Source organism: Niabella sp. (assembly GCF_030150205.1).
Taxonomy (GTDB): Bacteria; Bacteroidota; Bacteroidia; order Chitinophagales; family Chitinophagaceae; genus Niabella.
This window is the reverse complement of record NZ_JASLGT010000011.1, coordinates 96,713-119,647: the sequence shown is the minus strand read 5'-3', so window position 1 is coordinate 119,647 and position 22,935 is coordinate 96,713. Positions and strand designations below refer to the sequence as shown.

The following is a 22,935-nucleotide window of genomic DNA, read 5'->3' as shown; positions in this document are numbered from 1 at the left end:
CCTGGTGCTCCTTTGTGAAAACTGAATACTGAAACCTGACGGCTGGAATCCATCGGTATTCAAATTTTCAAATTCTCAATGTTTTCAAATAATTTTGCAACCTAAACAAATGAGCACATGGCAAAAGTTGCATTAAAAAGAGTGAGTGGTGATTATGGTTTTGATACCATCAATGAGAACGGAACAGTAATAAAATTGGATAGCAACCCGGAAATGGGTGGCACCGAATATGGAGCGCGTCCCATGCAGGTGTTGTTAAACGCACTTGCCGGTTGTGCCAGCATCGACGTAATCAGCATCCTGAAGAAGCAACGCCAGGACATAAAAGATTATTCGGTAACGGTAACCGGCGAGCGGGAAGCGGGAGTAGAACCATCTCTCTGGAAGGAGATCGACCTGGTATTTGAAATAACAGGCAATGTAGATGAAGGAAAGGCACAACGGGCCGTGGATATTTCTATGAACAAATATTGCTCAGTAGCTGTAACGCTTACTAAAGCCGGAGCAAATATCCGTACTAAAGTGATCGTTCATCCCGAGGGCGTATAATTTATTATGGTCAGACCGGCCAGCTTTTTTTATAAATAATTTATTCAGTTAATGATCTATAAATTATTTATTACCAACATTTAAAATAAGATATTTCAATTTTTCATTCATTATAATGAGTAATAGAAAATTACATCCGTCTACACTGGCAATCCGTGCCCAGATGGAGCGCAGTGCGCAAATGGAACATTCTGCCCCTCTTTATCTTACCAGTAGTTTTGCATTTAATTCGGCAGAAGATATGCGCGCAGCTTTTGCCGATGAGATCGACGCCAATATTTATAGCCGGTATAGCAATCCCAATGTAGATGAGTTTGCCAACAAGATGGCATTGCTTGAAAAGGCCGAAGCCGGTTTTGCCGTAGCAAGCGGCATGGCCGCTGTTTCTATGTCGTTTTTCGGACTGTTAAAGGCGGGAGATCACCTGCTTTGCAGCCGGTCGATGTTTGGTGGTACCAATACCGTTGTAACGAAATTCCTGCCACGCTTTGGCATCGAATACACCCTTGTTCCCACAGATGATATCACATCCTGGGAAGCCGCCATCCGCCCCAATACCAGGATGATCTACCTGGAAACACCCACCAACCCTCAGTTGGAATTGATCGACCTGGAGGCAGTAGGCCAACTGGCCCGCAAGCATGGCATCATTTATAATGTAGACAATTGTTTTGCCACACCGGTATTGCAAACACCTGTTGATTTTGGAGCAGACCTGGTGATCCATTCGGCCACTAAATGGCTCGATGGGCAGGGCCGTGTGCTGGGTGGCGTGATAGTGGGCAAAAAAGAGCTGATCCATGATATTTATCTTTTCTGCCGGAATATGGGACCCGCGCTCTCCCCTTTTAACTCCTGGGTGCTTTCAAAAAGCCTAGAAACCCTGGATGTACGCATTCAGCGGCATTCGGAAAACGCGCTGGCGGTGGCCAAACATTTTGAGCACCATCCTAAATTAACATGGGTAAAATATCCGTTCCTCCCCTCACATCCTCAATACGAGATTGCGAAAAAGCAAATGAAAGCCGGTGGTGGTATTGTTTGCTTTGAATTAAATGGCGGACTGGAAAGCGGCCGCCGGTTCATGGATGCATTGGAGCTGTTGTCGCTAACCCCTAACCTGGGTGATTCGCGAAGTATAGCCTCGCACCCGGCCAGCACCACGCATTCTAAAGTTCCACCGGCAGATCAGCTTGCCGTGGGTATTACACCCGGACTGATCCGTATTTCGGTAGGCCTGGAACATGTGGATGATATCATTTATGATATTGAGCAGGCGTTGGAGAAGGCTTAGGAAGTTTCAGGTTGGAGGTTCAACGTTTCAGGCTTGCCCGCCGTGGCGGGTTAGATCCGTTTGATACCTGGTGCCGGATCACCGATCGCGAGAGTACATGCAATACTGATAACTGAAGACTGAAAACTGATAACTGGTGGCTGAAAGCTGTTTCAAATTCCCAAATTTTCAAATTACTCAAATCATCATCTTCACCACCATTTCCTTCAACAGCGATTCATCTTCGATCCTTGTGGCATTGATTCCAATGCTTCGTAAATTATACTGGTGCAATAAAAGTAATATTTTTTCAACCCCCTCATATCCGTAGGTACGGGAAGCCTGCGCATAACTTTTAAAAAAGAAACCGTTTACGCCGATCTGTTTGGCAATGGCATCTTCCGGGCCCGAAGCTCCAAAAACCATAAACACCTTACTAAAAAAAGCATAAAGCGAAGGCAGTACCAGCTGGATGGGTGCCGCTTTAGGATTATCTCCAAAGTACCGGATCACCCGCATGGCTTTTGCCAGATCCCTGTTAGCCACTGCTGTTTGCAATTCAAAAATATTAAAGTCCTTACTGATGCCTACAAAGTTCTCTACATCTTCTTCGGTAATGGCCGTGCGCGTTTTCAGATTGATCAGGATCTTTTGAATCTCATTTTCAATACGGGCCAGATCATTTCCGATATGATCTACCAGCAACATCGTAGCCTTGGGTGAAATGGTATACTGCAATTGGGCCACATAAGCGTTTACCCATTCCGGCAGGGCGCTGTCATAGATTTTTTTTGTACTCAAAAACTCCGAATGTTCCTTTACCAGCTTTGCAAACTTTGTACGGGCATCCAGCTTTTTTTCTTTATAGGCTACTATAAATATGGTTGAACTCAAAGGCTGGTTCAGATACACTTCCAGTTTCTCCATTTCCCGCAGCTGCTGCGCCTCTTTAAGGATCACCACCTGCCTGTCTGAAAACATCGGGTACTTCCGGCAGGCATTTACAATATCCGCCCAGGCGGCATCCCTCCCGTAAAAAATAGTCAGATTAAACGAAGCCTCACTCTCCGTTAAGATACACGTCTCCGCATAATTAACCAGCTGATCAATATAGTAATCTTCCTCGCCCTCAAGCCAATAAACAGGTTTGTAAATATTTTTCTTCCATTCGCCAAGAATTTTTTCCACGCTCATAAAGTGCAAGATAGCGTTTTTAACAATTTGTAAATATTATATAAATACGCATATGTTTTTAAGAAAAAAGTCGTTTGGCATAATTTCTGTTTACAATCATAATTAGTACCCGCACATATCTATTTTATAATATATATTTCCGGAAAAGTTAAATTCATACACTATAAAAAAACGATTAAAATTAAATTTTGAAGATTATGGCAAATACGAATTACCCTTCCGCTTCTTCACAAACAACCGGTTCTCCTTCTGGCAATCCCAATAGCAATAATACTGGTAGAAACGTATTAATCGGTTTACTGGTGGCCGCTCTGTTAGGTACCTGGGGCTATATCTTATGGAGTAAGAATGCGCCCGGCAGCACCGGAACATCGCAGGGCACCAATCCTGAAGTAGCCACTGTGATGTCTGAGTCTGATTCACTCCGGCAAATGTTCAACCTTGCAGAGATGCGACTGGATTCTATTACCGGTGCGAATAATAGTTTGCAGGGTGAAAAAACCGCCCTTCAAAAAGAAATCGATGACCGTAAGACGGAGATCAACAAAATTCTGAATGATAAAAAAGCTTCCGCTTCTGACCTCCAAAGAGCACGTCACCTGATCGGAGAATTGAATGGTCAGATTGGCCGGCTGGAGGCCCAGGTAGCACAGCTGAAAGGCGAGAATATGGAGCTGACAGCCAAGAACACCCATTTAACAGCGGAAAAAGATATTCTGAGTCAGAACCTGGATACAAGAAGTAAGGAGAATGATGAACTGGCCAGTACGGTAGACGTAGGAAGCACACTGTCTGCCTCCGGTATGTCCATTACCCCGCTAAAGGAAAAACGCAATGGCAAAGAAAAGGAAACCAATTTTGCCCGTAAAGTAGATATGCTGCGTATTGCGTTTAATGTAGAGAACCGGATTACCACTTCCGGCCCCGCAGATCTTTACGTAGTAGTTACCGATCCAAAGGGACAGGTGGTTCAGAATGCACAATTATCTTCCGGATCCATGACAACCCGCCAGGACGGCGACCGCAACTTTACAGCAAAAGTACCGGTGGAATACGAGCAGGGAACACGTAAAGGGGTGTCCTTCCCCATCCGTAACCCGGACGGATTCACACATGGAGATTATAAAATTGAAGTATACCATAACGGATTTAAAATCGGTGAAGGAATCCGTAACCTGAGAAAAGGAATCTTCGGATAAGCGGTAGCACGAACCGATTACGATTATGAAAAGCTGTTCAGTTCCTGGACAGCTTTTTTTATGAACCGGCCCTCAATCAACACAACACACCCGGTAAACACCGCCTCTGATTTACACAAATTATTATAAGTGTTATAATAATTATAACTCCCTTCCAAAACTCATACTTCGTACTTGCGAAAGCCACTATTTTTGTTGCCCTTAAAAGCAGGCATTTGAAAAATAGAAAATGCATACTTGTCTATAAAGAATAAACAACCCCACCTGTAAGCAGTTTATACATCGCTTCTATTTTCTGTTCCTCATAACGCAGCACCGGAAATCCTCCGGTACTGTGCAAGGACCCGGTATGCCTGAAAAAAAGGAACCGGGTAATTTCCCAAACGCAAAAAATAAACACAATGAATACAAAGTTGATCAGCCGAAAAGCCCTCCTCCTGTTAACGCTCTTTGCAGTAAAATTATCCTTTGCCCAGCGCTCCCTGAAATTTGAAAACGGCGGCGGGCCTACCGGAAGCGGCCCTTCCACAAATGATCAAACCATTACTTTCTATAATGGAAACGCCGGCGTATACAATCCAACTACCAAGGTAACCTACAAGCTAAGCAATCAACAATATACTACTGTAGAAGGTGCCAGCCTGCCAGGCCTGGTATTTGGCACTACTGTAAACGGCGCCACCAATGGCAATGCGCCCGTAGCCAATGCATTGTACCCGCTGATGAATTCGATCAGCAATTCCCAAAACATGCACTATGCCACCGGGGGAGCTACACCCGCCATTGATATTACCAACGACTATGGCGTGGAGCTGATGACCATTGCAGACGCGTTGATCAATAGCAACGGAAGCAATAAGATCGCAACCAATACTAAAGACATTTACTACGGCGATCTTACGCTTACCTTTTCCCGCCCTGTAAATAATCCGGTGATTCATTTCACCGGGATGGGGGGCTTTTTTCAATTGAACAGCAACAGCGGAACCTTAGGTTTTGCCGCAGGTTTTGAACTTACGGATCCTTATACCATATCGCGGCTGGCAGGCAATAATTTTTTCCGTGTAACCGGAAAAAAAATTGATAACTCCGCCGGCACTTATAATTCAACCACCGGCAATACGGCCCCGGCTGCCTCTTCCGGCAGTATACGGGTTAATGGAAACAATATTACCACGCTTACGTTTAAGGTATATTTGAGCGGGGATGGACAAGGTACTGTGTGGAGCTCAACCAGCAAATTTAACGGCGACGCATTACTGGTAGGTGTGTCTCTTACTACCTATGATATCAGCGGCAATGTGTTTAACGACGCCAACGGCATGAGTGACAATACCGTTAATGGCCCGGGTACGAACGCCGGTGGTCTGAATGCCGTTTTGATCGATCCCGCTACCGGTAACGTACTGGCAGTAGCGCCCGTAAATGCCAATGGCAGCTATAGTTTTACCAATGTATTGAGCGCTGGTTACGCTATTGCTATTACGAAAGACCCTGTTACGGCAGGTGATCGTTTTGCCGGTGTTGTGCTTCCCGAAGGCTGGACGGCCACCGGGGAAAACCTGGGTACCGACGCAGGCAATGATGGTAATGCAGATGGCATACTGACCAATGTACAACTCAATAGCAATGTAACCAATGCAAATTTCGGTATCGAACAAATGCCCGTCTCCGACAATAAGGAACAAACCATTTCCACCCCATCTGGCGGCACCATTCCGCAGGGGACCCTTACCACAGCGGTAAGTGGCCATGATGCAGAAGACGGTGCCCTTGGAAATGCCAACCCAATCGTGATCACAGAGCTGCCAACCAATGGCACGTTGTATTACAACAACAGCCCGGTAACCGCCGGTCAAACCATTGACCAGTTTGATCCTTCGTTGTTATCGTTTACCAACCTGCAGGGCGGCACCACCGAAACCGCTTTCAAATACAGCTTTGTAGATGCAGCCGGCAAACAAAGCAGCACACCTGGTATTTACACCGTCAAATGGGACACAGCACTGCCGGTTATGTTTGGACCGGTAACTGCCTATTGGCTAAACGGGCAGCTGATCGTTAACTGGAGCACACTTATGGAGCAACAAAACGATCATTTTGAAATCGAAGGTTCAATAGATGGTGTGCATTTTACAAGTCTTGGTTCTGTAGCATCAAAAGCACCAAATGGCAATTCAACAGCGGAACTTCAATACAATTTCAGCCGGTCAATGGCAGGCGCCGCATCGATGGCGGGTATTACTTTTTTACTTGCCGGGTTGCTGTTTCTGCCGCAGTACCGTCGCAACCGGTTTGTTGGAGCAGCAACGCTTCTTCTTATAACCGGAACCGTTATCACCTCCTGCAGCAAGAACACAAAGTCTATTGCTGACCGGAACAGTGCGCTTTATATACGCGTGGTTCAGGTAGACAAAGACGGTGCAACCAATGCATCGAAGACTATAAAAGTTACCGGGATATCCGGTAACTAATATAACACCCCCTTCCTGAAGAAGACTCAGGAATATTACGTACGCTATATTTCCCTGGTTGATGCACGTTACAAAAGAGGCCGGCCACTCGTTTGAAAGGCCGCCTCTTTTTATCGAAGCGTCAAAAGTATATCCGGCCCTACTACCATTATGAACTCATAACCAAACGTCCATATGACAGAGAAGGATTCATACCCGGTTTGTTTTGCCACCAGCTTCCAGGCTAACTCCGATGTTGAAAACAACGTGATCTATTCCCCCTTCCAGGGTGCGAACCAGATTGATACTCCCCAGGCTCATGACTTTTTTGTCTTTATGCTTTTCGAAAGTGGCAGCGGTACGCATACTATCGACTTTATCGACTACGAAGTGCATCCATACCAGATACACTTCCTGTTTCCCGGCCAGCTTCATCAATGGCAGCTGGGTGCAGATTCCAGGGGGCAGCGACTGATTGCGACCAAATACCTGTTTGAAAAATTTGCTGCAACCCTGCAACTTTCCGAAACCCGGTATCATCACCGGCCCGTGGTCGATTTGTCGCCGGAATCCTATCAGAAAACCGTTGCAGAATTCCAGCTCATCAGCCAGGAACTTATGCATCCACTACCGGTTTCATGGGAGATCGTAAGCCTGCGGATCCGGCTTATTTTTACATTGGCCAACCGGCAAACAGAAAATGAAGGTGCTCATTCGGATGCCTTTTCCAACAATCCCGTATTGCTAAAATTCCAGGCGCTTATCGAACAACATTTCCGCGAACATAAATCTGTTGCGTTTTATGCAGAGCAATTGCATGTAACCCCCAATTATCTATCCATCCTTTGTAAGCGAAACCGGAAAGCATCGGCCATCTCGCTGATTCAGCAAAAGGTAATCCTGGAAGCAAAAAAAATGATGCATACGCCCGGAATGTCTGTAAAGGAAATTGCCTATGAACTGGGCTTTAACGAAATCGCCTATTTCTCTTACTTCTTCAAATCCAAAACCGGACTTTCTCCCCGATCATACAGAAAACAGATTGCGGCATCAAAGGCCTGATACGCCCCGCTCAGGGCATTCACCACTACCCGTTTCACACGACCGCATAAAAAAAAAGCTCCCAAAAGGGAGCCTCTTTTCCATCTACCTCTTAACTTAAATGGGGGCATTCTTCCAGGTTAGTATTGGTTTTGTGTTGTGCGCTGAATATTCGATCCCGTTCTTCCTGCTCCTGCTGAAAGGATCTCTTCGAACGAGGAGTCAAAGATACTTTGACGCAGTTGCCTGTAATTACACAAATCCTGATAAAACTTACACATTCACTGACTATCTTATATTCTTAAAGCGAAGGCCCTGCCTGTTACCCGGTCTGCTCAGGATTGACGCCGATGAAACGATTGATTCCAGAAGATTTTTATTGTTTTTAAAAAAATTTGGTTGTATAAAAAATCTTCCTATTTTTGTAGTCTACAAAATAAGTAGACTAATAATTACAACGTGTCACAACATTCACCATACAGGATCCTCTGCCGTTCGTCCCGGTGTTTTCGCCCGGACTTCCTTTCGGCTATCGGTCGAATGTGTTGTTGTTAGTCTCGTTTCTTTCCGGCAATCATTTCCGGATCATCACGCTTTTGCAGTCTTTACACAAACTTTATTCATTATTATAAAACTATAGTTCCATGAGCCATCAGTTACAAAGCTTTGCCTTTCATGGGCAGATCGAGCCGGAGCACCAGGCTTACCTGAAAAAACACGGTGTATTGCATTTCAAACAATTCATTTCCAAAAGTACCGTTGCGGGTTTCCTGGTTGAGATCCGCAACATCGAACAGTATTTGATTGCCCGGCAGATTACCAAAGTAAACGGGATACCGCTTAAATACGGTACAGGTACCGATGGCCGGACGATCATCCAGCGTATTGCTTTTGCATCGCAATACAGTGATACCCTGCACCGCTTTTTAAACAGCGAAGCCCTGGGTGCACTTACTGCATTGCTGGCCCCCTACCAGGGCCGCATCGGCGAAAATGAAAAAGATGGGCTGGTTGTAAATCATTATATCAATTCCGGCGACAGCAGCTTTACCCGCCTGGGTTGGCATACAGACAGCCCGAGAGATCTGTTTCTGGGCTCGCGCATAAAGCCCATGTTGAATGTAGGACTGCACCTCGATGACTGCCCTTATGAAAATGGCGGGCTCCGGGTGATACCGGGCACCCATAACCAGGGTTTATGGAACCTTTTCTTTAAAAAGAAATACTTTGTAGATCACGCGCCTGATAAAAAAGAAACCGGATTTTCCATTGAAGCAGGTGACCTTACCATACACGATGGCCGCCTCTGGCACCGGGTTCAGCAATCGCCGTTCTCTGGCGAAAAAAGCCGCAGACGGGTTATGTATATCCCGGTAATCACCGGTGACTATCATCCTAAAGACGCAAACAGCGCTACCCCTTTTTACCACCAACTGGCCGGTATTAAACGGAGTACGCTTCTGCTCAAAGGAAAATCCGGGAAAGAAAGATCACAGGCACTTCCCCTATTACCCGAACTTAACAGCTAGTACAATGATCTGGGTCCTTCTTTATCTTTTTATACGAAAGCGATTTTTTAAACCGACGAATCCATAAACCATGTCATACGCATTAATCACCGGCGCTGCCAAAGGTATCGGCCGCGCTATTGCGGCAGCGTTAGCAGCAAAAAACTATCAATTGATCCTGGTCGATTTTGACAGGGAACAACTGGCAAAAACCGCAGCGCATCTGCAAACAACATACGAAGTTTCTATTAAGCCCATTTTCCTGGACCTGTCAGATAAATATGCAGCGGAATATATTTTCCGGCAAACCGTTCACTATCATTCCAAATTGCAAATTGTTATAAATAACGCCGGGTATGGTTTGAACGGAGCATTTGAAACATTGGGTCTTGAACAGCAATTAAATATTATCGATGTGAACATAAAAGCCCAGTTGCAGATTGCATATCTGTTTATTCCTGTTCTTAAAAATGTTCCGGATGCCTACCTGCTAAATGTTGGAAGCACGACCAGTTATCAATCCGTCCCCTTCCTGTCTGTTTATGCCGCATCAAAGGCGTTTGTTTTGTCCTTTACAAGAAGCCTGCGACAGGAACTGAGGCCTTCGTCGGTTTCTGTAAGCTGTCTGAGTCCCGGAAGCACGGATACCGATTTTGTGAACCGGGCAGGTATGGCGGCGCATACAAAAAAAATTGCAGCCCGCTTTAATATGACACCACAACAGGTAGCCCGTATTGCGGTAAAAGGAATGTTTAAGGGAAAAGCAGAGATCATTCCCGGGTTTACGAACCGGCTGAATGCCCTACTACCCCGGTTCTTTCCGAAAATCGTTACGGAGTGTATTGCAGCGGGTATTTACCGGCCACGGCCGGAGAAAGCCCTGACACCGCCGCCATCGCTGATACTAACCCCATCATAAACACGCCGTCTGGCGCTTAAAAAAGCAGCACATCAACCCGTGCTGCTTTTCGTTTTCATATCCGTCTCCAACCATCCGGTAAATCGCTGCAAAAACAATGCCCCGAATTAAGGGGTCTTTTTTGATGCTACTGAGGCAATAGTACCTGGTCTATCCGGTGAAGAACACCGTTTATATGATTGAGATCATTGGTGCTGCTGGGTGGTGCATTGAGTATGATATTAGCCGCCGTACCATTGCCCAGGCCTTTTACAATTGCCCAATTCAGCGTGGCTCCTGAAAAACTTGCCCTCAGCCCTACACCGGGGTGTGCAGGCACCGAAGCGTTAACCAGCGTGGGTACATTCACCACACTATCTGTCGGAAAATTCACCGTAAAATCCCGGTATCCCAGGGGCGTAGTACCCGGTTTTATCAGCAAATGATACGCCACAACACCCTGTAAAAGCTGGGGCGTAATTACGGCGGCCAAATCCGGTCCGTAAACCGGAACGGAAGCCGGGTTTGAAATAAGGGTTACGCCATAACCCGCCACCAGTGCCTCTGCGGAATTAACCGCTACGGCCCCTGGTACCCCTTTATTCAGCAATACTTTGGTAATTTGCCCAATCAGCAGTTGTTCAAATGCTGTATTGGTAGGCACCAGGGCCGTAAAATTGGCTGTAGGGTTACTTAAAGCGCTTTGAAACTGTCCGGTTGCGCTCTCACCGCCATCTGCCCGTATAACAGCGGCCTTAAAATAGGTATAACTTCCCCCGGCATTGGCAGCAATGGTTTGCCAAAGCACTTTATCAGGGGGCAGCAATGCCACGGCCACTTTGTGCATCACGCCATTTGAAGCCATAATATCCGGCGTTTTTACCGGAACATTGTTTACAAAAACAACCGGTCCCTGTTTACCCATAAAAATGGGCATCCGGTAACCGGGGGGCAAACTTGCGGAAGGCTGCGCTAAAACCAGCATGCTTTGCAAATACATATTGAGCGCGGGTGCAGTACTGCTGATCACACTGCTGGTAAGCTGTGTGCCACCGATAAGATGGTATTTTAACATAGAATCCAGCTGACCGGCACTAAAGAAATTTAGCGAGGATGCATCCGCGGGTAATCCCAATAAAGAAAAAGAGGTGTAGATCGCCGTATTATCAGGAGCAAAAAAGGTAAATACCCCATTAGTATTGCCCAGCAGATCCGTTAATTTTCCGGTGGTGCTGGCAAATGTACTGGCCTTTTCCACGGCCGTTTTTAAAATAGAGAACTCCGGTGCATTCAGTTTTTGTAATATCGTTTCGGTAGCTGCAGGTTTTTCCGGCGTTATCGGAACCGCTTCCGGAAGGTCTTTATTACAGGCCTGCAGGAGCCACCCCATTGCAAGCAGCAGGAATCCGGTTTTCTTAAAAAATTTATGATAGAAGCGCATATGTAGTGTGTTTAATGTAAGCAAAGTGGTTACTGTAAGTTATAGGTAAATGCAAGATAATAGAGCCCGCCGATGCTTGGGTTACCAATGCCATTGATATAATACTGGTTCAGGAGGTTGTTGGCACCCAGTTTCAGTTGCGATTTAATGGCCGGCAGCCGGTACATCAATGCGAAATCAACGATATGCGTCGGGTTGATCCTGCCGGAGGCAAAATCGCCTTCAAAATCGATCTTATCCTGCCAGCGCCAGTTTATATTAAACCCAAACAGATTCCTGGGACCGAACCCAGAATTGCTCAACCCCAGCAGGGCCCGGTATTTGGGGGCATTGAAGGAGGCTTTAAAATTATCCGGCACGTCTTTGATCTCATCTGAAGAGATATTTCCGTTTACCGAAAAATTAGACGGTAACCGCCAGTCAATGCTCATGCCCCATCCAAAGGTTTTTACCTTTACATCCGAATTGACCACTACAGAAATTCCACGGTATTTGGCAGGGTCAGCTGCATCATAGAATTGCACCACATCCCGTCGCCCGATAAAATTTTCATATTGCCCGGTATATACATAGGCATCTACCAGTACCTTGCTTTTGATCAGTGCTTTATATCCAAGTTCATAACTGGTTACACTTTCCGGTTTGACTTCTTTATACGTTACCGGGATCCGGTTGGCCGGATTGGTGATGAACTCCGGCGCAGAATAACCGGGGTTATTGATCAGATCATATGCCTCCCATATCACTTTATTTCCTCCAATCAATGTACCGCTTCCCACCGTAAGGTCGATCCATTGTTGCTGCGTACTGGGAAAACGGTAAGCCGTTTGATAGGACAGGCGGATATTGTGATCTTTTGCGGGTTGAATAACGGCGGTGATCCGGGGCGTAAATTTACCTTTAAAATATTCATTCTTATCATACCGGCCAGAAGCCGTTAATTTTAAGCGATCCCTGATCACTTCCTTTGCCACCTGTACATAGGCGCCCAGTTCATTGATCTTAATGGGACCATTCACTTCATGAAACAAGGTATTTTCACTGTTTAAAACAAATTGCCGCCAGTTGCCACCTGCCAGTACATCCACCACATGATTCAGCAGGGATGAAAAGTTATATTGTCCCTCTGCAACATACAGGTCGGATTTATCTAAAAACAAACCGCCATTCTTGTAGATGGGTTTTAAACGTACAGAATCCCACATCGTTTTAAACTCCGAAGAACCGGCTTCCGGCCGGCCAACATCGGCAACTGCACGGGCCTTGTTATGTGCATCGATATCGTTCATACCCGACATTTTTGCATTCAGGTATGCAAAACCATATTCCTGGTACCATTGTGTACTGGGCTTCCACAGCTCGTTAAACTGCCGGGCAGTGGCTGTAAGATTGTGCGATTCACCAGCGTTCTCCTGGGTGGTGTAGGCGCGCGCAAACCAGTTATCGGATCGCAGCTCAAATTTATATTGTGCAATCTTCAGATCCTTCAATGAGTACCGGTCGCTTCCCGTATAGATCGTATTCCCCGTTCCAAACTGTCCCATCAGTATGGCCTCGATCCTTGGCGTAATTTTATAATGCAGTGCTCCTGCCAGCTTATAATTAACAGTATTGGGATCGGCCAGTTCATTTTCCGTATAGCCGGTTCGGGAAACGGGAATATTGGCCGGCAGCTGGTTGATATAAGATTGCCAGAACGGCACCTGTGCCCCAATTGCATTCAGCACCAGCGATCTTAAATTAATGGTGGTTTCATCTCCATATACATTGATGCCGTCGTAATTGGGATCGGTTTCGCGGGTACCGTCCTTAATGGCTCCGTTGGTACCAACCCGGCCGTAATTCCGGTAATCCCGCGCCAGCCAGTCCTTCGCATGAACATATTCGGAAGTGATCTTATAGGCAAATTTATCGGATAGCTTCTGCGCCCATCTCAGCGAAAAATTGTAATAGGGCGATGCCCCCCGCCATTTATTATCCAGGTTCATCACGCCGGTCTTTGCCTGGAAAGAAAGCCCGGTATAATTGAACGGATTTTTACTGTTTACCAATAAGGTACCATTCATGCCCCCGGAGCCATAAAGAGCGGAAGAAGCACCGGGCAAGAGCTCCATGCTTTCCACATCAAGCTCGCTCAGTCCTACCACGCTTCCAACAGAAAAATTAAGTGCCGGCGCCTGGTTGTCGATCCCATCCACAAACTGGTTAAAACGGGTGTTTCCGCTGCCTCCGAATCCTCTGGTGGTAGGCGATGTAAATGTAAGGGATGCATTCACCACATCCACCCCTTTCAGTTTGGAAAGGATATCATAATAGCTGGCTGCAGGCGCATTCTTAATTGCGGCAGCACTTACCCGCTCTACAGTAACAGGTGATTCAATAAGCCGTTCTGCCGTGCGGCTGGCCGAAACAACCACTTCCTGTCCAAGTGCGGTACCCAACACCATGGAAACCGTTACCGGTTCCCGCGTGCTTACCGTTATTTCCTGTGTGGCAAACCCGATGGAACTAACAATCAGTTTAACCGGAAGCGATGACACGTGGATGGAAAAATTACCGGATGCATTCGTATAAGTACCGGACACACTGCCGGAAACAATTACGGAAGCGGCATTAATACCCTCCCCGGTTTCGCTGTTTTTAACAAAGCCTGTAATGGTTCCGGCCTGGGCAAGGGCTACAGCACAACACAGGCTAAACAGGCATACGAAGGCAAGTTGGCGAATCGCAGGTCTCATAAAATTAAATGGTTTTGAACATCAAAATAACACTTGTTAGTGGTAAATAAAAATTTAATTTTCCCTCAAACGGAGTTCCCCGGAATTTTTTCCGGCCCGGAAGCCATTCATATTCAAAGGCTGATTATTTTCGCAGCATGTCAAACTTTAATTTTCCAGGCCAGACCGCCTTTTATAAGGGTAAAGTAAGAGATGTATATACCATCAATGACGACCGGTTGGTAATGATCGCTTCGGACCGGATCTCTGCTTTTGATGTGATCCTTCCCCGCCCCATTCCCTTTAAAGGACAGGTACTGAACCAGATCGCGGCTTATATGCTCAATGCCACCCGGGATATCTGCAATAACTGGTTGCAACAGGTTCCGGCTCCCAACGCGTCTATCGGTATTAAATGTGTTCCATTCAAGATCGAAATGGTGGTGCGGGGTCATTTAACCGGACATGCCTGGAGAACCTATCAATCTGGAAAACGGGAATTATGCGGGGTGGCCCTGCCGGAAGGAATGCGCGAAAATGAAGCCTTTCCCACACCCATCATTACGCCCAGTACCAAGGCCGATGAAGGACACGATGAGGATATTAGTAAGGAAGAAATCATCCGCCAGGGACTGGCATCTGAAGCCGAATGGAATGAACTGGAACGCCTGGCTTTATCGCTTTTCAAACGCGGACAGGAACTGGCAGCCAAACAGGGGCTGATCCTGGTAGATACGAAATACGAATTCGGAACAAAAGACGGAGCCATCATCCTCATGGATGAAATTCACACTCCGGACAGCTCCCGGTATTTTTATGCGGATGGTTTTGAAGAGCGTTTGGCAGCCGGCGAAAAGCAAAAACAACTGAGCAAAGAATTTGTAAGGGAATGGCTGATTGCCAATAATTTTATGGGTAAGGAAGGCCAAACTGTTCCGCAAATGAGCGATGAATGGATCCAGACCATCTCTAACCGCTATATCGAATTATATGAAAAAGTGATCGGAACAGCGTTTCAACCGGAGCCGGCGAGCGATGAAGATTTATTTAGCCGCATTGTAAAAGCGCTGGAAGAATAAAGAATAATCTGCTTTATCATATGTACAAGCCATCCACAAGCAATAACGGATGGCTTTTCTTTTATAAACGATCGACAGCCCGTTTCAAAAAGGGCTTCAGCTCCCCAATGGCACTCACTACCTTTAAGATTTTTCCGTCCGGGCCAACCAGGATATGCGTTGGATACGAAGTAATATGCAGCTTATCACTCATAAACGGCCCTGTTTCCGGAATGACCGCATACCGGAGCTCCCGCATTTTTAAAAAGTTTTCAAGCTCCTTTTTTTCGTCACTTGCAAGGCTTACAAACAGCACGTCTTTTCGATCTTTGTAAGCATCCACCAGGGCATTACAATCGGGGAATTCCTGCACGCAGGCCACGCAGTGAATAAACCAGCACTTTAATACAAGCAGCTTTCCCTTTACAGATTCGTTTGTATAAAGCTGTCCGTTCAGATCGGTAAAGTGAAATTCCGGCAACAGCTCCCCTTCCATTTGAAAATTTTTCATCTCCCTGTAGCCCAGTTCCATCGCACCGGACCCGATATGATCATGATCCTGATTGAGTTTATATAATCGATATACCGGTATCCCCTGAACCCGCCGGATCCTGAATGCCACTAGTTTTCCGGTCATTAATTGCTGCAGGAACGCCCGTTTATCAATACGGTTCGAATCTGCATCCAGGCCGGTAAAGTCTTGCGACAGCTGCAACTGGTCATAGGCATATGCATTCCAGCTAACATCGTCCTTTAAAATCTCCTCCGGATGAACAGCATAGTTTTCATCCGGTAACGGCGAATGGGTCTCAATTGCCGCAATTGTTTCCGGTGCTGTATCAGGGCGCTGGTCTGCATGCTGACAAGACAGAACGCTCCAGCATAAAACGGATATCCAATAACAGTTCCGGTAGTAACCAGATAAAAGCGAACTGAGCGTCTTCAATGAATTGCGCTGCCGGAATGGTGAACCTCCGCAATGTAGGGTACCACGAAACTGTTGCATTTTACTCATTACTTCATTTTTTTGTTGCAGATCTGCCAAACTCCCGGACGTATTTATCAATGTACAGCAGCTTGTCTTTCGACCGGTATTGCTCAATATAACGGGGATGCTCCAATACGATGGCTTTATCAAATAACCGGGCGGTATCGTTTAGCTTATTAATAAATGCAGCGTTTTTCTTCCCTAAAATAAAAACCTCCGAAGTGTCCAATCCAAGACTGATATGCTTTTCCAGGGATTCAATCATAAAAGGCTTTACCATTTCAAAAAGCGCCGGATCATCATAATAATTTGCATTTACCCATTTACCGTCGCCTGCGCTCCGGATGATGGCAAGCGGAAATGGCGAATTGATATAAAACTTCTTGTAAAACGACGCGGCGCCACCCCAGGCTGCGATCATATCATATATAAATACCGAAGACACTTCATGCGTATAGGCCGATTGCATTTTGATACCGCAAGCCTGTTCCAGTCTTTTTGTATCTGTAAAGGGCACACCGGTTACACCCGCACCATGACGGCTGGGATTGATACCGATGATGAATTTCCGTTGCCGGGTATCATTATAATACTTACGATAAAATGACCGCATCACCTGCATGGTTTCGGGATTATCCAGGTATGGATTCATTACCTGGAACCCTTCCGGAAGTTTTCCGGTATATTTCAAATGCCTGTTAAAGTCAATCACTCTGTCTGCAAAGGTTGCCATGGTATTTAAAGCTATAAAATAATTTGGTTCTTTACCGTTTAATTTTATACTCCGGGAATAACAGGTACCGTTTTCCCGAAAAAGAAACCGGGAGACTACCCGGTAAAAATTCAACCGCAGCAAACGCACAAAATCACAACACGTAGCGCCTTCCTTTTTATTTTGCCTCAAGCTTAAGCTCATTGTGCCCAAAACCACCGCAATGCGCCTGAAGATAGGTTTTTAAAGCGCTTTTATCATTCAATCGTTCAATGCCATTGCTTCCTGTAATGATAACGGAATCAATATTATCGACCAACGCCTCCAGGTCCGCATCACTCCAATTACCCATTCCAAAATAAAATTCCCGGCTGGTCGTATTTCCCTGGGGAACACGGATTACGATCTGGCCCGTATCACCAGCGGCCCTTTCACCAGTCAATGGCTTGTTCCCATATAATACTATGGACGTATTTTTTTCGCCGGTAGCCCGCAAGCGCATCATCTGCGCATGATAACAACCGGCGAAGAGGATTGTTCCGGTAAACGCAATGGCCATCACCGGTAACCGGCCCGTTAACATCATTTTTGTTTTCATTTTTAGCGTATTTAATCGTTCGTTGGTATACCCTTAATACAGAACTTTCATATAAGTAACCGTTCACTTCATATCATAAAAATAAAAGAGCCGGCTATGGACGCCGGCTCTTTATCGCTGATCTCTTACAATCATGATTGCGGTTGCAGCGCTTCTATATCCTTAAGCGCTACGGTCAGTTCCTCATCGGTAAACGAATGATTCACCAGCTTGCCGTCGAAATAATCCTGGTAGGCCGCCATATCCACAAAACCATGTCCGCACAGGTTAAACAGGATATTCTTTTGTACGCCTTCCTCACGGGCCCGGTTTACTTCACGGATCACCTGGGCAATACCGTGGTTCGCTTCCGGCGCCGGTACAATCCCTTCTGCCTTTGCAAACAATACCCCGGCCTCAAAGCATTCCAGCTGCTGAATGGCATTTGCTTCAATCAGTCCGTCCTTTAATAACTGGCTGCACAATACACTGGCGCCATGATACCGTAAGCCGCCGGCATGTATGGCTGCGGGTGTAAAGCCATGTCCCAATGTAAACATGGGCAACAGCGGTGTATAACCCTGCGTATCTCCAAAATCATACATAAATTTACCCTTGGTGAGCTTTGGACAAGACGCCGGCTCCACGGCCACACAGCGAACGTTCTTACCCTCAATTTTGTCTTTTATAAAGGGGAACGACAGGCCCGCAAAATTGGATCCGCCACCTAACGGGGCAATGATCACATCGGGATAATCACCGGTGTATTCCAATTGTTTTTTTGCTTCCTGGCCAATGATGGTCTGGTGCAGCAACACGTGGTTCAATACCGATCCCAGTGAATATTTGGTATCCTCATCGTCGGCAGCAATTTCAATGGCTTCTGATATGGCAAGGCCCAGGCTTCCCGGCGTATCGGGGTTTGCCTCCAGGGCGTTCCTTCCCGCCTGTGTATTGGTACTGGGCGAAGCATATACCTTGGCGCCAAACGTATTCATTAATATTTTCCGGTACGGCTTCTGGTTAAAACTGATGCGCACCATATATACCTCACAATCGATCCCGAAATGTGCACAGGCAAAGCTTAATGCCGTTCCCCACTGCCCGGCGCCGGTTTCGGTAATGATCCGCTTTACCCCGGCTTTTTTATTATAATATGCCTGCGGAATGGCCGTATTTGGCTTATGCGATCCGCTGGGACTGGTGCCCTCATATTTATAATAGATCTTACAATCTGTTTTTAATGCTTTTTCAAACTCCGTTGCCCGGATCAATGGTGTGGGCCGCCAGATCCGGTAGGCTTCCTGCACTTCCTCCGGTATATCGATATACCGTTCCGCAGAAACTTCCTGCTGGATCAGATCCATAGGAAATAACGGTGCAAGATCCTCGCCACTGATCGGCTGCTTTGTACCGGGATGCAACGGCGGCAGCGGCTTATTGGGCATATCCGCTACAATATTGTACCATTGCGTGGGCATATCTTTTTCATTCAAAAGGATTTTCTTTTCCATTTATGATTTGGGTTTTAATTAGAATCTAAAGGACTAAATTTAAAATACTTATACTATATACCCAATTTAAAATGAACATTTTTTAAAAATCGGAACAAATACCTCCCATGCTGTGCCAGGCATTTTTGATTAAAGATCCCATGCGCTACCAACCATTTTTATCAAGCCCCTATTACCTCTGTTGCCGGAATACCACTAGCATTCCTGCTTTATACCCAAAAGACAAGCTATTGCCCGGCCTGCTTTTATCGAAGCTGAAACACCTCCGTTTGAAAGTTTTGCATAGATCCCTTTACCTTATACCAGGAGCTGTTGTCATTAAGCGGTATATAACGGCGTTCATCGTTTCGATAATGCCAGTCTTTATCTACCTGGTAGTAAATTTGTATACCTTCGGCCTCTATAATGTTCCGGATCTCGTTATCATGATAATTATTTTCATCAAAATCGGTTAGTGCCTTCTGAGCCATCCGGGAATACAGGCTATTAAGTTCAAACAACATATCATTAATCCTTTTATCGAGCAGCTTTATATTTAGCCCAATTTCTTTGGCTTCTTTCGACAGAATGGGGTAACTATGCGAGGGATAGTCGGAATTTAGCTTTTTGCTGATCATGGCGGCCTTTCGTTTGTCTTTCATGTGATAGGATAGAACGTCAGTGCAGAGCTTTATCGACAATGAACTGGCCCTGTCCAACGCACCAAACACAAGCGGATGAATATGCGCATATAAGTCCGGATAAGGATTTTCTTCTTTTCCCGCTTCTTTCCATAACTTCAGAACCCGGGTTAATTCATCCTGACTCACACTTACCAAATCATTGTCTTTATCGACCGGAGACAAGTCATGTGTTAGCGATGTATCCACCGCAGATAAGAATGCCAACGGCCCCATATGAATTTCATCCGCTCCCAAGGCCATTATTGTTGCGGCTGATGAACACTCTTCAGATATAAATACAATTAACCTTTGAGTATGCTCTCTTAGCAAATTAATAATACGGAGCGACGCTTTGCCATCTCCTCCGGCCGATTTTATAAACAGATAAATTTGATCCTGTATCCCCCAGTCCTTGATAATCTCATAAACGGAATTTACATCATTCTGGCAAACAGCGCCTCTCACAGAATTCCAGTATACAAGGATTTTTATTTTCCCCGATACCTGAATTTTTTTTATGAGCTTTTGCGTTTCGGCAAATAATACCGGTGGTTTAATGATTTTTTTTTTGGTAGTCATACTACGTATATTATACAGCATTGCAACAGCAATTTTGTTCCTGTTGCATGATTTATGTTTTACAAATTAAATAAGGTAAATTATCGCTGTCAGTTGGTACTGGTCTCAATAAGTCCTCACTATAAAAATAAGAAAATTCCGGTACTAAAATATTGCCCGGAACAGGAAACAGCAGTTTTCAAATCATGGAACCAGGTTACTGCCCATCGCCTGCTGTTACCAGCCGCTGGCCAGTACATCTGCCAGGTGCATGGTTTTAATGGCGTATTTTTTGTGATCAATATAGCCCTGCAAATGCATCAGGCAGGAAAGATCGGTGCTGATGAGGTAATCGGCGCCGGTAGCAATGGCGTTCTCTACTTTTTGTTCCCCCATATTAATGGATATAGAAGGAAATTTTACGGCAAAAGTACCTCCGAAACCACAGCAGGTTTCTACATCTTTTAGCTCGTTTAATACCAATCCGCGTACATGGGAAAGCAGGGTCCGGGGCTCCGATTTGATCTTGCATTCCCGTAAGCCGGCACAACTGTCATGATACGTGGCATTACCCTTCAGCGTGGCACCGGTATCTGTTACCTTCAGCACATGGGTGAGGAACTCGGAAAATTCAAAGATCCTTGCGCCCAGGTTTTTTACTTCATTATGTACGGAAGAATTATCAAAAAGCGTGGGATAATAATTGCGTACAAAACCTACACAGCTGGCACTGGGAGCTACAATATAATCGCTGCCTTTAAAATCATTGATAAATTTGGAACAAACGGCTTTCGCCTCTTCGCGAAAGCCGGCATTAAAAGCCGGCTGTCCGCAACAGGTCTGATTTCCATTATAACGAACCGTGCAACCGAACTTCTCCAACACTTTTACCATGTTAAAGCCGGTTTCCGGGTAAAGCTGATCTACAAAACAGGGTATGAAAATCTGTACGTTCATTTTATTGCTGTTGAACTTTTTGATATTCGGCAATCGTCAGCTGATCGCCGCTAACCGGTTCCATCACCTTTATAGTGAAATTCTGAGGATTCACGGTGAAAAAATAATAGGTCTCAAAACGCAGATCGCCGTTATATCCGGCTCTAAAGTTAACTTCTTTATCAGAAACCGTATCGATCAAAAATGCGATACCATGTTTGTGGTGACTGAATGAATCGATATACCGGTGGCTTTCTGCAACAAACGGAACCTTGCGCAAACTATCCAGCACTTCAGCCTCCGTTACTTTCCGGATAACCGGAACAGCGTCTATCGTATCCGGCACCGGCGTTTTTGCGGTCATAAGACTATCGCCACCCGCATCCTTTTTTGTTCCTGGTTCATTACAGGAAGTGGCCAGCAATATAGCCAGCAGGCAAGGGAAAAAGAAGCTTCTTTCAATCATTATGAATGAATCATTTTCAGCGCAGTAATGGCGGCTTCCTCGCCTTTATGCCCATGTGCACCGCCAATACGCTCCTGTGCCTGTTCATCGGTATTTACCGTTAGTACTCCAAAAATGGTGGGTACCGGCAACATCAGGTTCAGCTGTAATATTCCCTGGGTTACAGCATCGCATACATAGTCAAAATGCGGAGTATCGCCCTTAATGACACAGCCCAGGGCGATAAACGCATCCGGGGCAGCACCTTCTTTAGTCCGCTCCCAGTGCCTTTTTATAGCAAAGGGCAATTCCACAGCACCCGGCACTACCAGGGTCTGATACCGGATCTTATATTGATCAAAGATCCGTTTACAACCGTCTTCCAATGCATCCACAATAGCTGCATTCCATTCGGTTTTAACTAAAACAACACAGGCATTCTCTTTCAGAATGCCTGCATCAATATGATATAAAGAACTGTTTCCTTGTGTTGCCATTTTTAATTTACATTATAAACGCCTAACTGGGCCAGATACTTGTCAGCATCAAACCCTGGCTGAGTACGCGGATATTTTTCTTTTAATTCTTTATAAAGGCCAATGGCCTCGTCCTTTTTATTCAAAACATGCTGCGCCAGGTAAGCTGCGCTAAACAATGCATCCGCACTGGCGGTTTGATCCGCTTCAAATTCCTTTGAGGCTTTTTTATAGCTGTCCAGTGCTTCGGCACCTTTGCCCATGTCACCATAAGCATCTCCCAACAATTTATAGGCACGCTGCTGGATCTGTTTTGAATCGGTTTTGAAATCCTTCAGAAAGCTAACCGCTTTATCATTCTGATTCAGCTTTACATAACACACACCGGCATAGAAATTTGCCAGGTTGCCGGTAGGAGTACCACTGTATTTTTTTGAGATCGCTATAAAACCGGGGTTTACACCATCGCCATTCAAGGCAAGATTAAAGGAGTCCTTTTTAAAATACTGTTCTGCCTTAAAGCTTTTATCCAGCGCCTCTTCGATCTTTGGCTTTTGCACAAAGGTTTTATAAAGCAGGTATCCGCCTCCCAATACCACGATTACACCCAGGACAGCGGCAATTTTCTTACTGTTCTTCAGCCAGAATACTTTTAAATTATCAACAGCGTTTGAATCCGCAACATGCTCGTTTACAGCTTCATTATTTCGCTTATCTGTCATTTTGATATATATTA

Annotated in this window: 20 protein-coding genes; 8 read left to right on the top strand and 12 right to left on the bottom strand. The window is 45.6% G+C overall.

Annotation, left to right across the window (positions count from 1 at the left end):
- The first annotated feature begins 117 nt into the window (after positions 1-117).
- Together Q1V85_RS10840 and Q1V85_RS10835 are read left to right on the top strand one after the other, a co-directional pair.
- Positions 118-549, top strand: coding sequence for an OsmC family protein (locus Q1V85_RS10840; protein ID WP_300599775.1), 432 nt, complete (start codon positions 118-120; stop codon positions 547-549).
- A 115-nt stretch (positions 550-664) separates the two neighbouring features.
- Positions 665-1,843 (top strand): PLP-dependent transferase, encoded by a 1,179-nt coding sequence (locus Q1V85_RS10835; RefSeq protein WP_300599773.1) that lies wholly within the window; start codon positions 665-667, stop codon positions 1,841-1,843.
- A 177-nt stretch (positions 1,844-2,020) separates the two neighbouring features.
- Here the strand turns inward: Q1V85_RS10835 and holA are convergent, their stop codons facing one another.
- Positions 2,021-3,016 (bottom strand): DNA polymerase III subunit delta, encoded by a 996-nt coding sequence (gene holA, locus Q1V85_RS10830; RefSeq protein WP_300599772.1) that lies wholly within the window; start codon positions 3,014-3,016, stop codon positions 2,021-2,023.
- Positions 3,017-3,213: 197 nt separating this feature from the next.
- On the opposite strand from holA, the gene Q1V85_RS10825 reads away from it, so the two are divergent.
- From Q1V85_RS10825 to Q1V85_RS10805, 5 genes are all read left to right on the top strand, one after another.
- A complete protein-coding gene (locus tag Q1V85_RS10825) occupies positions 3,214-4,215 on the top strand; it encodes a hypothetical protein (RefSeq protein ID WP_300599770.1) in 1,002 nt (333 codons plus the stop codon).
- Positions 4,216-4,616: 401 nt separating this feature from the next.
- Complete coding sequence (locus Q1V85_RS10820) at positions 4,617-6,689, top strand: hypothetical protein (RefSeq protein WP_300599768.1); 2,073 nt, start codon at positions 4,617-4,619, stop codon at positions 6,687-6,689.
- A gap of 174 nt (positions 6,690-6,863) precedes the next feature.
- On the top strand, positions 6,864-7,730 hold the full coding sequence (locus Q1V85_RS10815; protein WP_300599765.1) for an AraC family transcriptional regulator: 867 nt from the start codon (positions 6,864-6,866) through the stop codon (positions 7,728-7,730).
- Positions 7,731-8,353: 623 nt separating this feature from the next.
- Positions 8,354-9,238: a phytanoyl-CoA dioxygenase family protein gene (locus Q1V85_RS10810; protein ID WP_300599763.1), complete on the top strand. Its 885-nt coding sequence runs from the start codon at positions 8,354-8,356 to the stop codon at positions 9,236-9,238.
- Positions 9,239-9,308: 70 nt separating this feature from the next.
- A complete protein-coding gene (locus tag Q1V85_RS10805; RefSeq protein WP_300599761.1) occupies positions 9,309-10,136 on the top strand; it encodes an SDR family NAD(P)-dependent oxidoreductase in 828 nt (275 codons plus the stop codon).
- A gap of 127 nt (positions 10,137-10,263) precedes the next feature.
- On the opposite strand, the gene Q1V85_RS10800 is transcribed toward Q1V85_RS10805, so the two are convergent.
- Both Q1V85_RS10800 and Q1V85_RS10795 read right to left on the bottom strand, forming a co-directional pair.
- Entirely contained in the window at positions 10,264-11,556 is a 1,293-nt protein-coding gene (locus tag Q1V85_RS10800; protein ID WP_300599759.1) for a fasciclin domain-containing protein, read from the bottom strand.
- Positions 11,557-11,585: 29 nt separating this feature from the next.
- Positions 11,586-14,294, bottom strand: a complete 2,709-nt coding sequence (locus tag Q1V85_RS10795; RefSeq protein WP_300599758.1) for a TonB-dependent receptor — start codon at positions 14,292-14,294, stop codon at positions 11,586-11,588.
- Positions 14,295-14,431: 137 nt separating this feature from the next.
- On the opposite strand from Q1V85_RS10795, the gene Q1V85_RS10790 reads away from it, so the two are divergent.
- Positions 14,432-15,352 carry a phosphoribosylaminoimidazolesuccinocarboxamide synthase gene (locus tag Q1V85_RS10790; protein ID WP_300599757.1) on the top strand — a complete coding sequence of 307 codons (921 nt, stop codon included), beginning with the start codon at positions 14,432-14,434 and terminating at the stop codon, positions 15,350-15,352.
- A gap of 61 nt (positions 15,353-15,413) precedes the next feature.
- Here Q1V85_RS10790 and Q1V85_RS10785 read toward each other — a convergent pair whose 3' ends face one another.
- The 9 genes from Q1V85_RS10785 to Q1V85_RS10745 all read right to left on the bottom strand — a co-directional run bounded on the left by Q1V85_RS10785 (position 15,414) and on the right by Q1V85_RS10745 (position 22,921).
- Positions 15,414-16,346: a TlpA disulfide reductase family protein gene (locus Q1V85_RS10785; protein ID WP_300599755.1), complete on the bottom strand. Its 933-nt coding sequence runs from the start codon at positions 16,344-16,346 to the stop codon at positions 15,414-15,416.
- 4 nt (positions 16,347-16,350) lie between these two features.
- The gene (locus Q1V85_RS10780; RefSeq protein ID WP_300599753.1) at positions 16,351-17,052 is read right to left on the bottom strand and encodes an SMUG2 DNA glycosylase family protein; all 702 of its coding nucleotides are present in this window, start codon (positions 17,050-17,052) and stop codon (positions 16,351-16,353) included.
- A 157-nt stretch (positions 17,053-17,209) separates the two neighbouring features.
- Entirely contained in the window at positions 17,210-17,629 is a 420-nt protein-coding gene (locus Q1V85_RS10775; protein WP_300599751.1) for a hypothetical protein, read from the bottom strand.
- A 131-nt stretch (positions 17,630-17,760) separates the two neighbouring features.
- Positions 17,761-19,122: a TrpB-like pyridoxal phosphate-dependent enzyme gene (locus Q1V85_RS10770; protein WP_300599750.1), complete on the bottom strand. Its 1,362-nt coding sequence runs from the start codon at positions 19,120-19,122 to the stop codon at positions 17,761-17,763.
- Positions 19,123-19,367: 245 nt separating this feature from the next.
- Complete coding sequence (locus tag Q1V85_RS10765; protein ID WP_300599748.1) at positions 19,368-20,363, bottom strand: hypothetical protein; 996 nt, start codon at positions 20,361-20,363, stop codon at positions 19,368-19,370.
- A 216-nt stretch (positions 20,364-20,579) separates the two neighbouring features.
- A complete protein-coding gene (locus tag Q1V85_RS10760) occupies positions 20,580-21,299 on the bottom strand; it encodes a (Fe-S)-binding protein (protein WP_300599746.1) in 720 nt (239 codons plus the stop codon).
- A gap of 1 nt (position 21,300) precedes the next feature.
- On the bottom strand, positions 21,301-21,744 hold the full coding sequence (locus Q1V85_RS10755) for a hypothetical protein (RefSeq protein ID WP_300599745.1): 444 nt from the start codon (positions 21,742-21,744) through the stop codon (positions 21,301-21,303).
- Positions 21,744-22,220: a 6,7-dimethyl-8-ribityllumazine synthase gene (gene ribH, locus Q1V85_RS10750; RefSeq protein ID WP_300599743.1), complete on the bottom strand. Its 477-nt coding sequence runs from the start codon at positions 22,218-22,220 to the stop codon at positions 21,744-21,746. Before ribH ends, Q1V85_RS10755 begins: the two co-directional genes overlap by 1 nt.
- A gap of 2 nt (positions 22,221-22,222) precedes the next feature.
- A complete protein-coding gene (locus Q1V85_RS10745; protein ID WP_300599741.1) occupies positions 22,223-22,921 on the bottom strand; it encodes a tetratricopeptide repeat protein in 699 nt (232 codons plus the stop codon).
- Between the last annotated feature and the right edge of the window lie 14 nt (positions 22,922-22,935).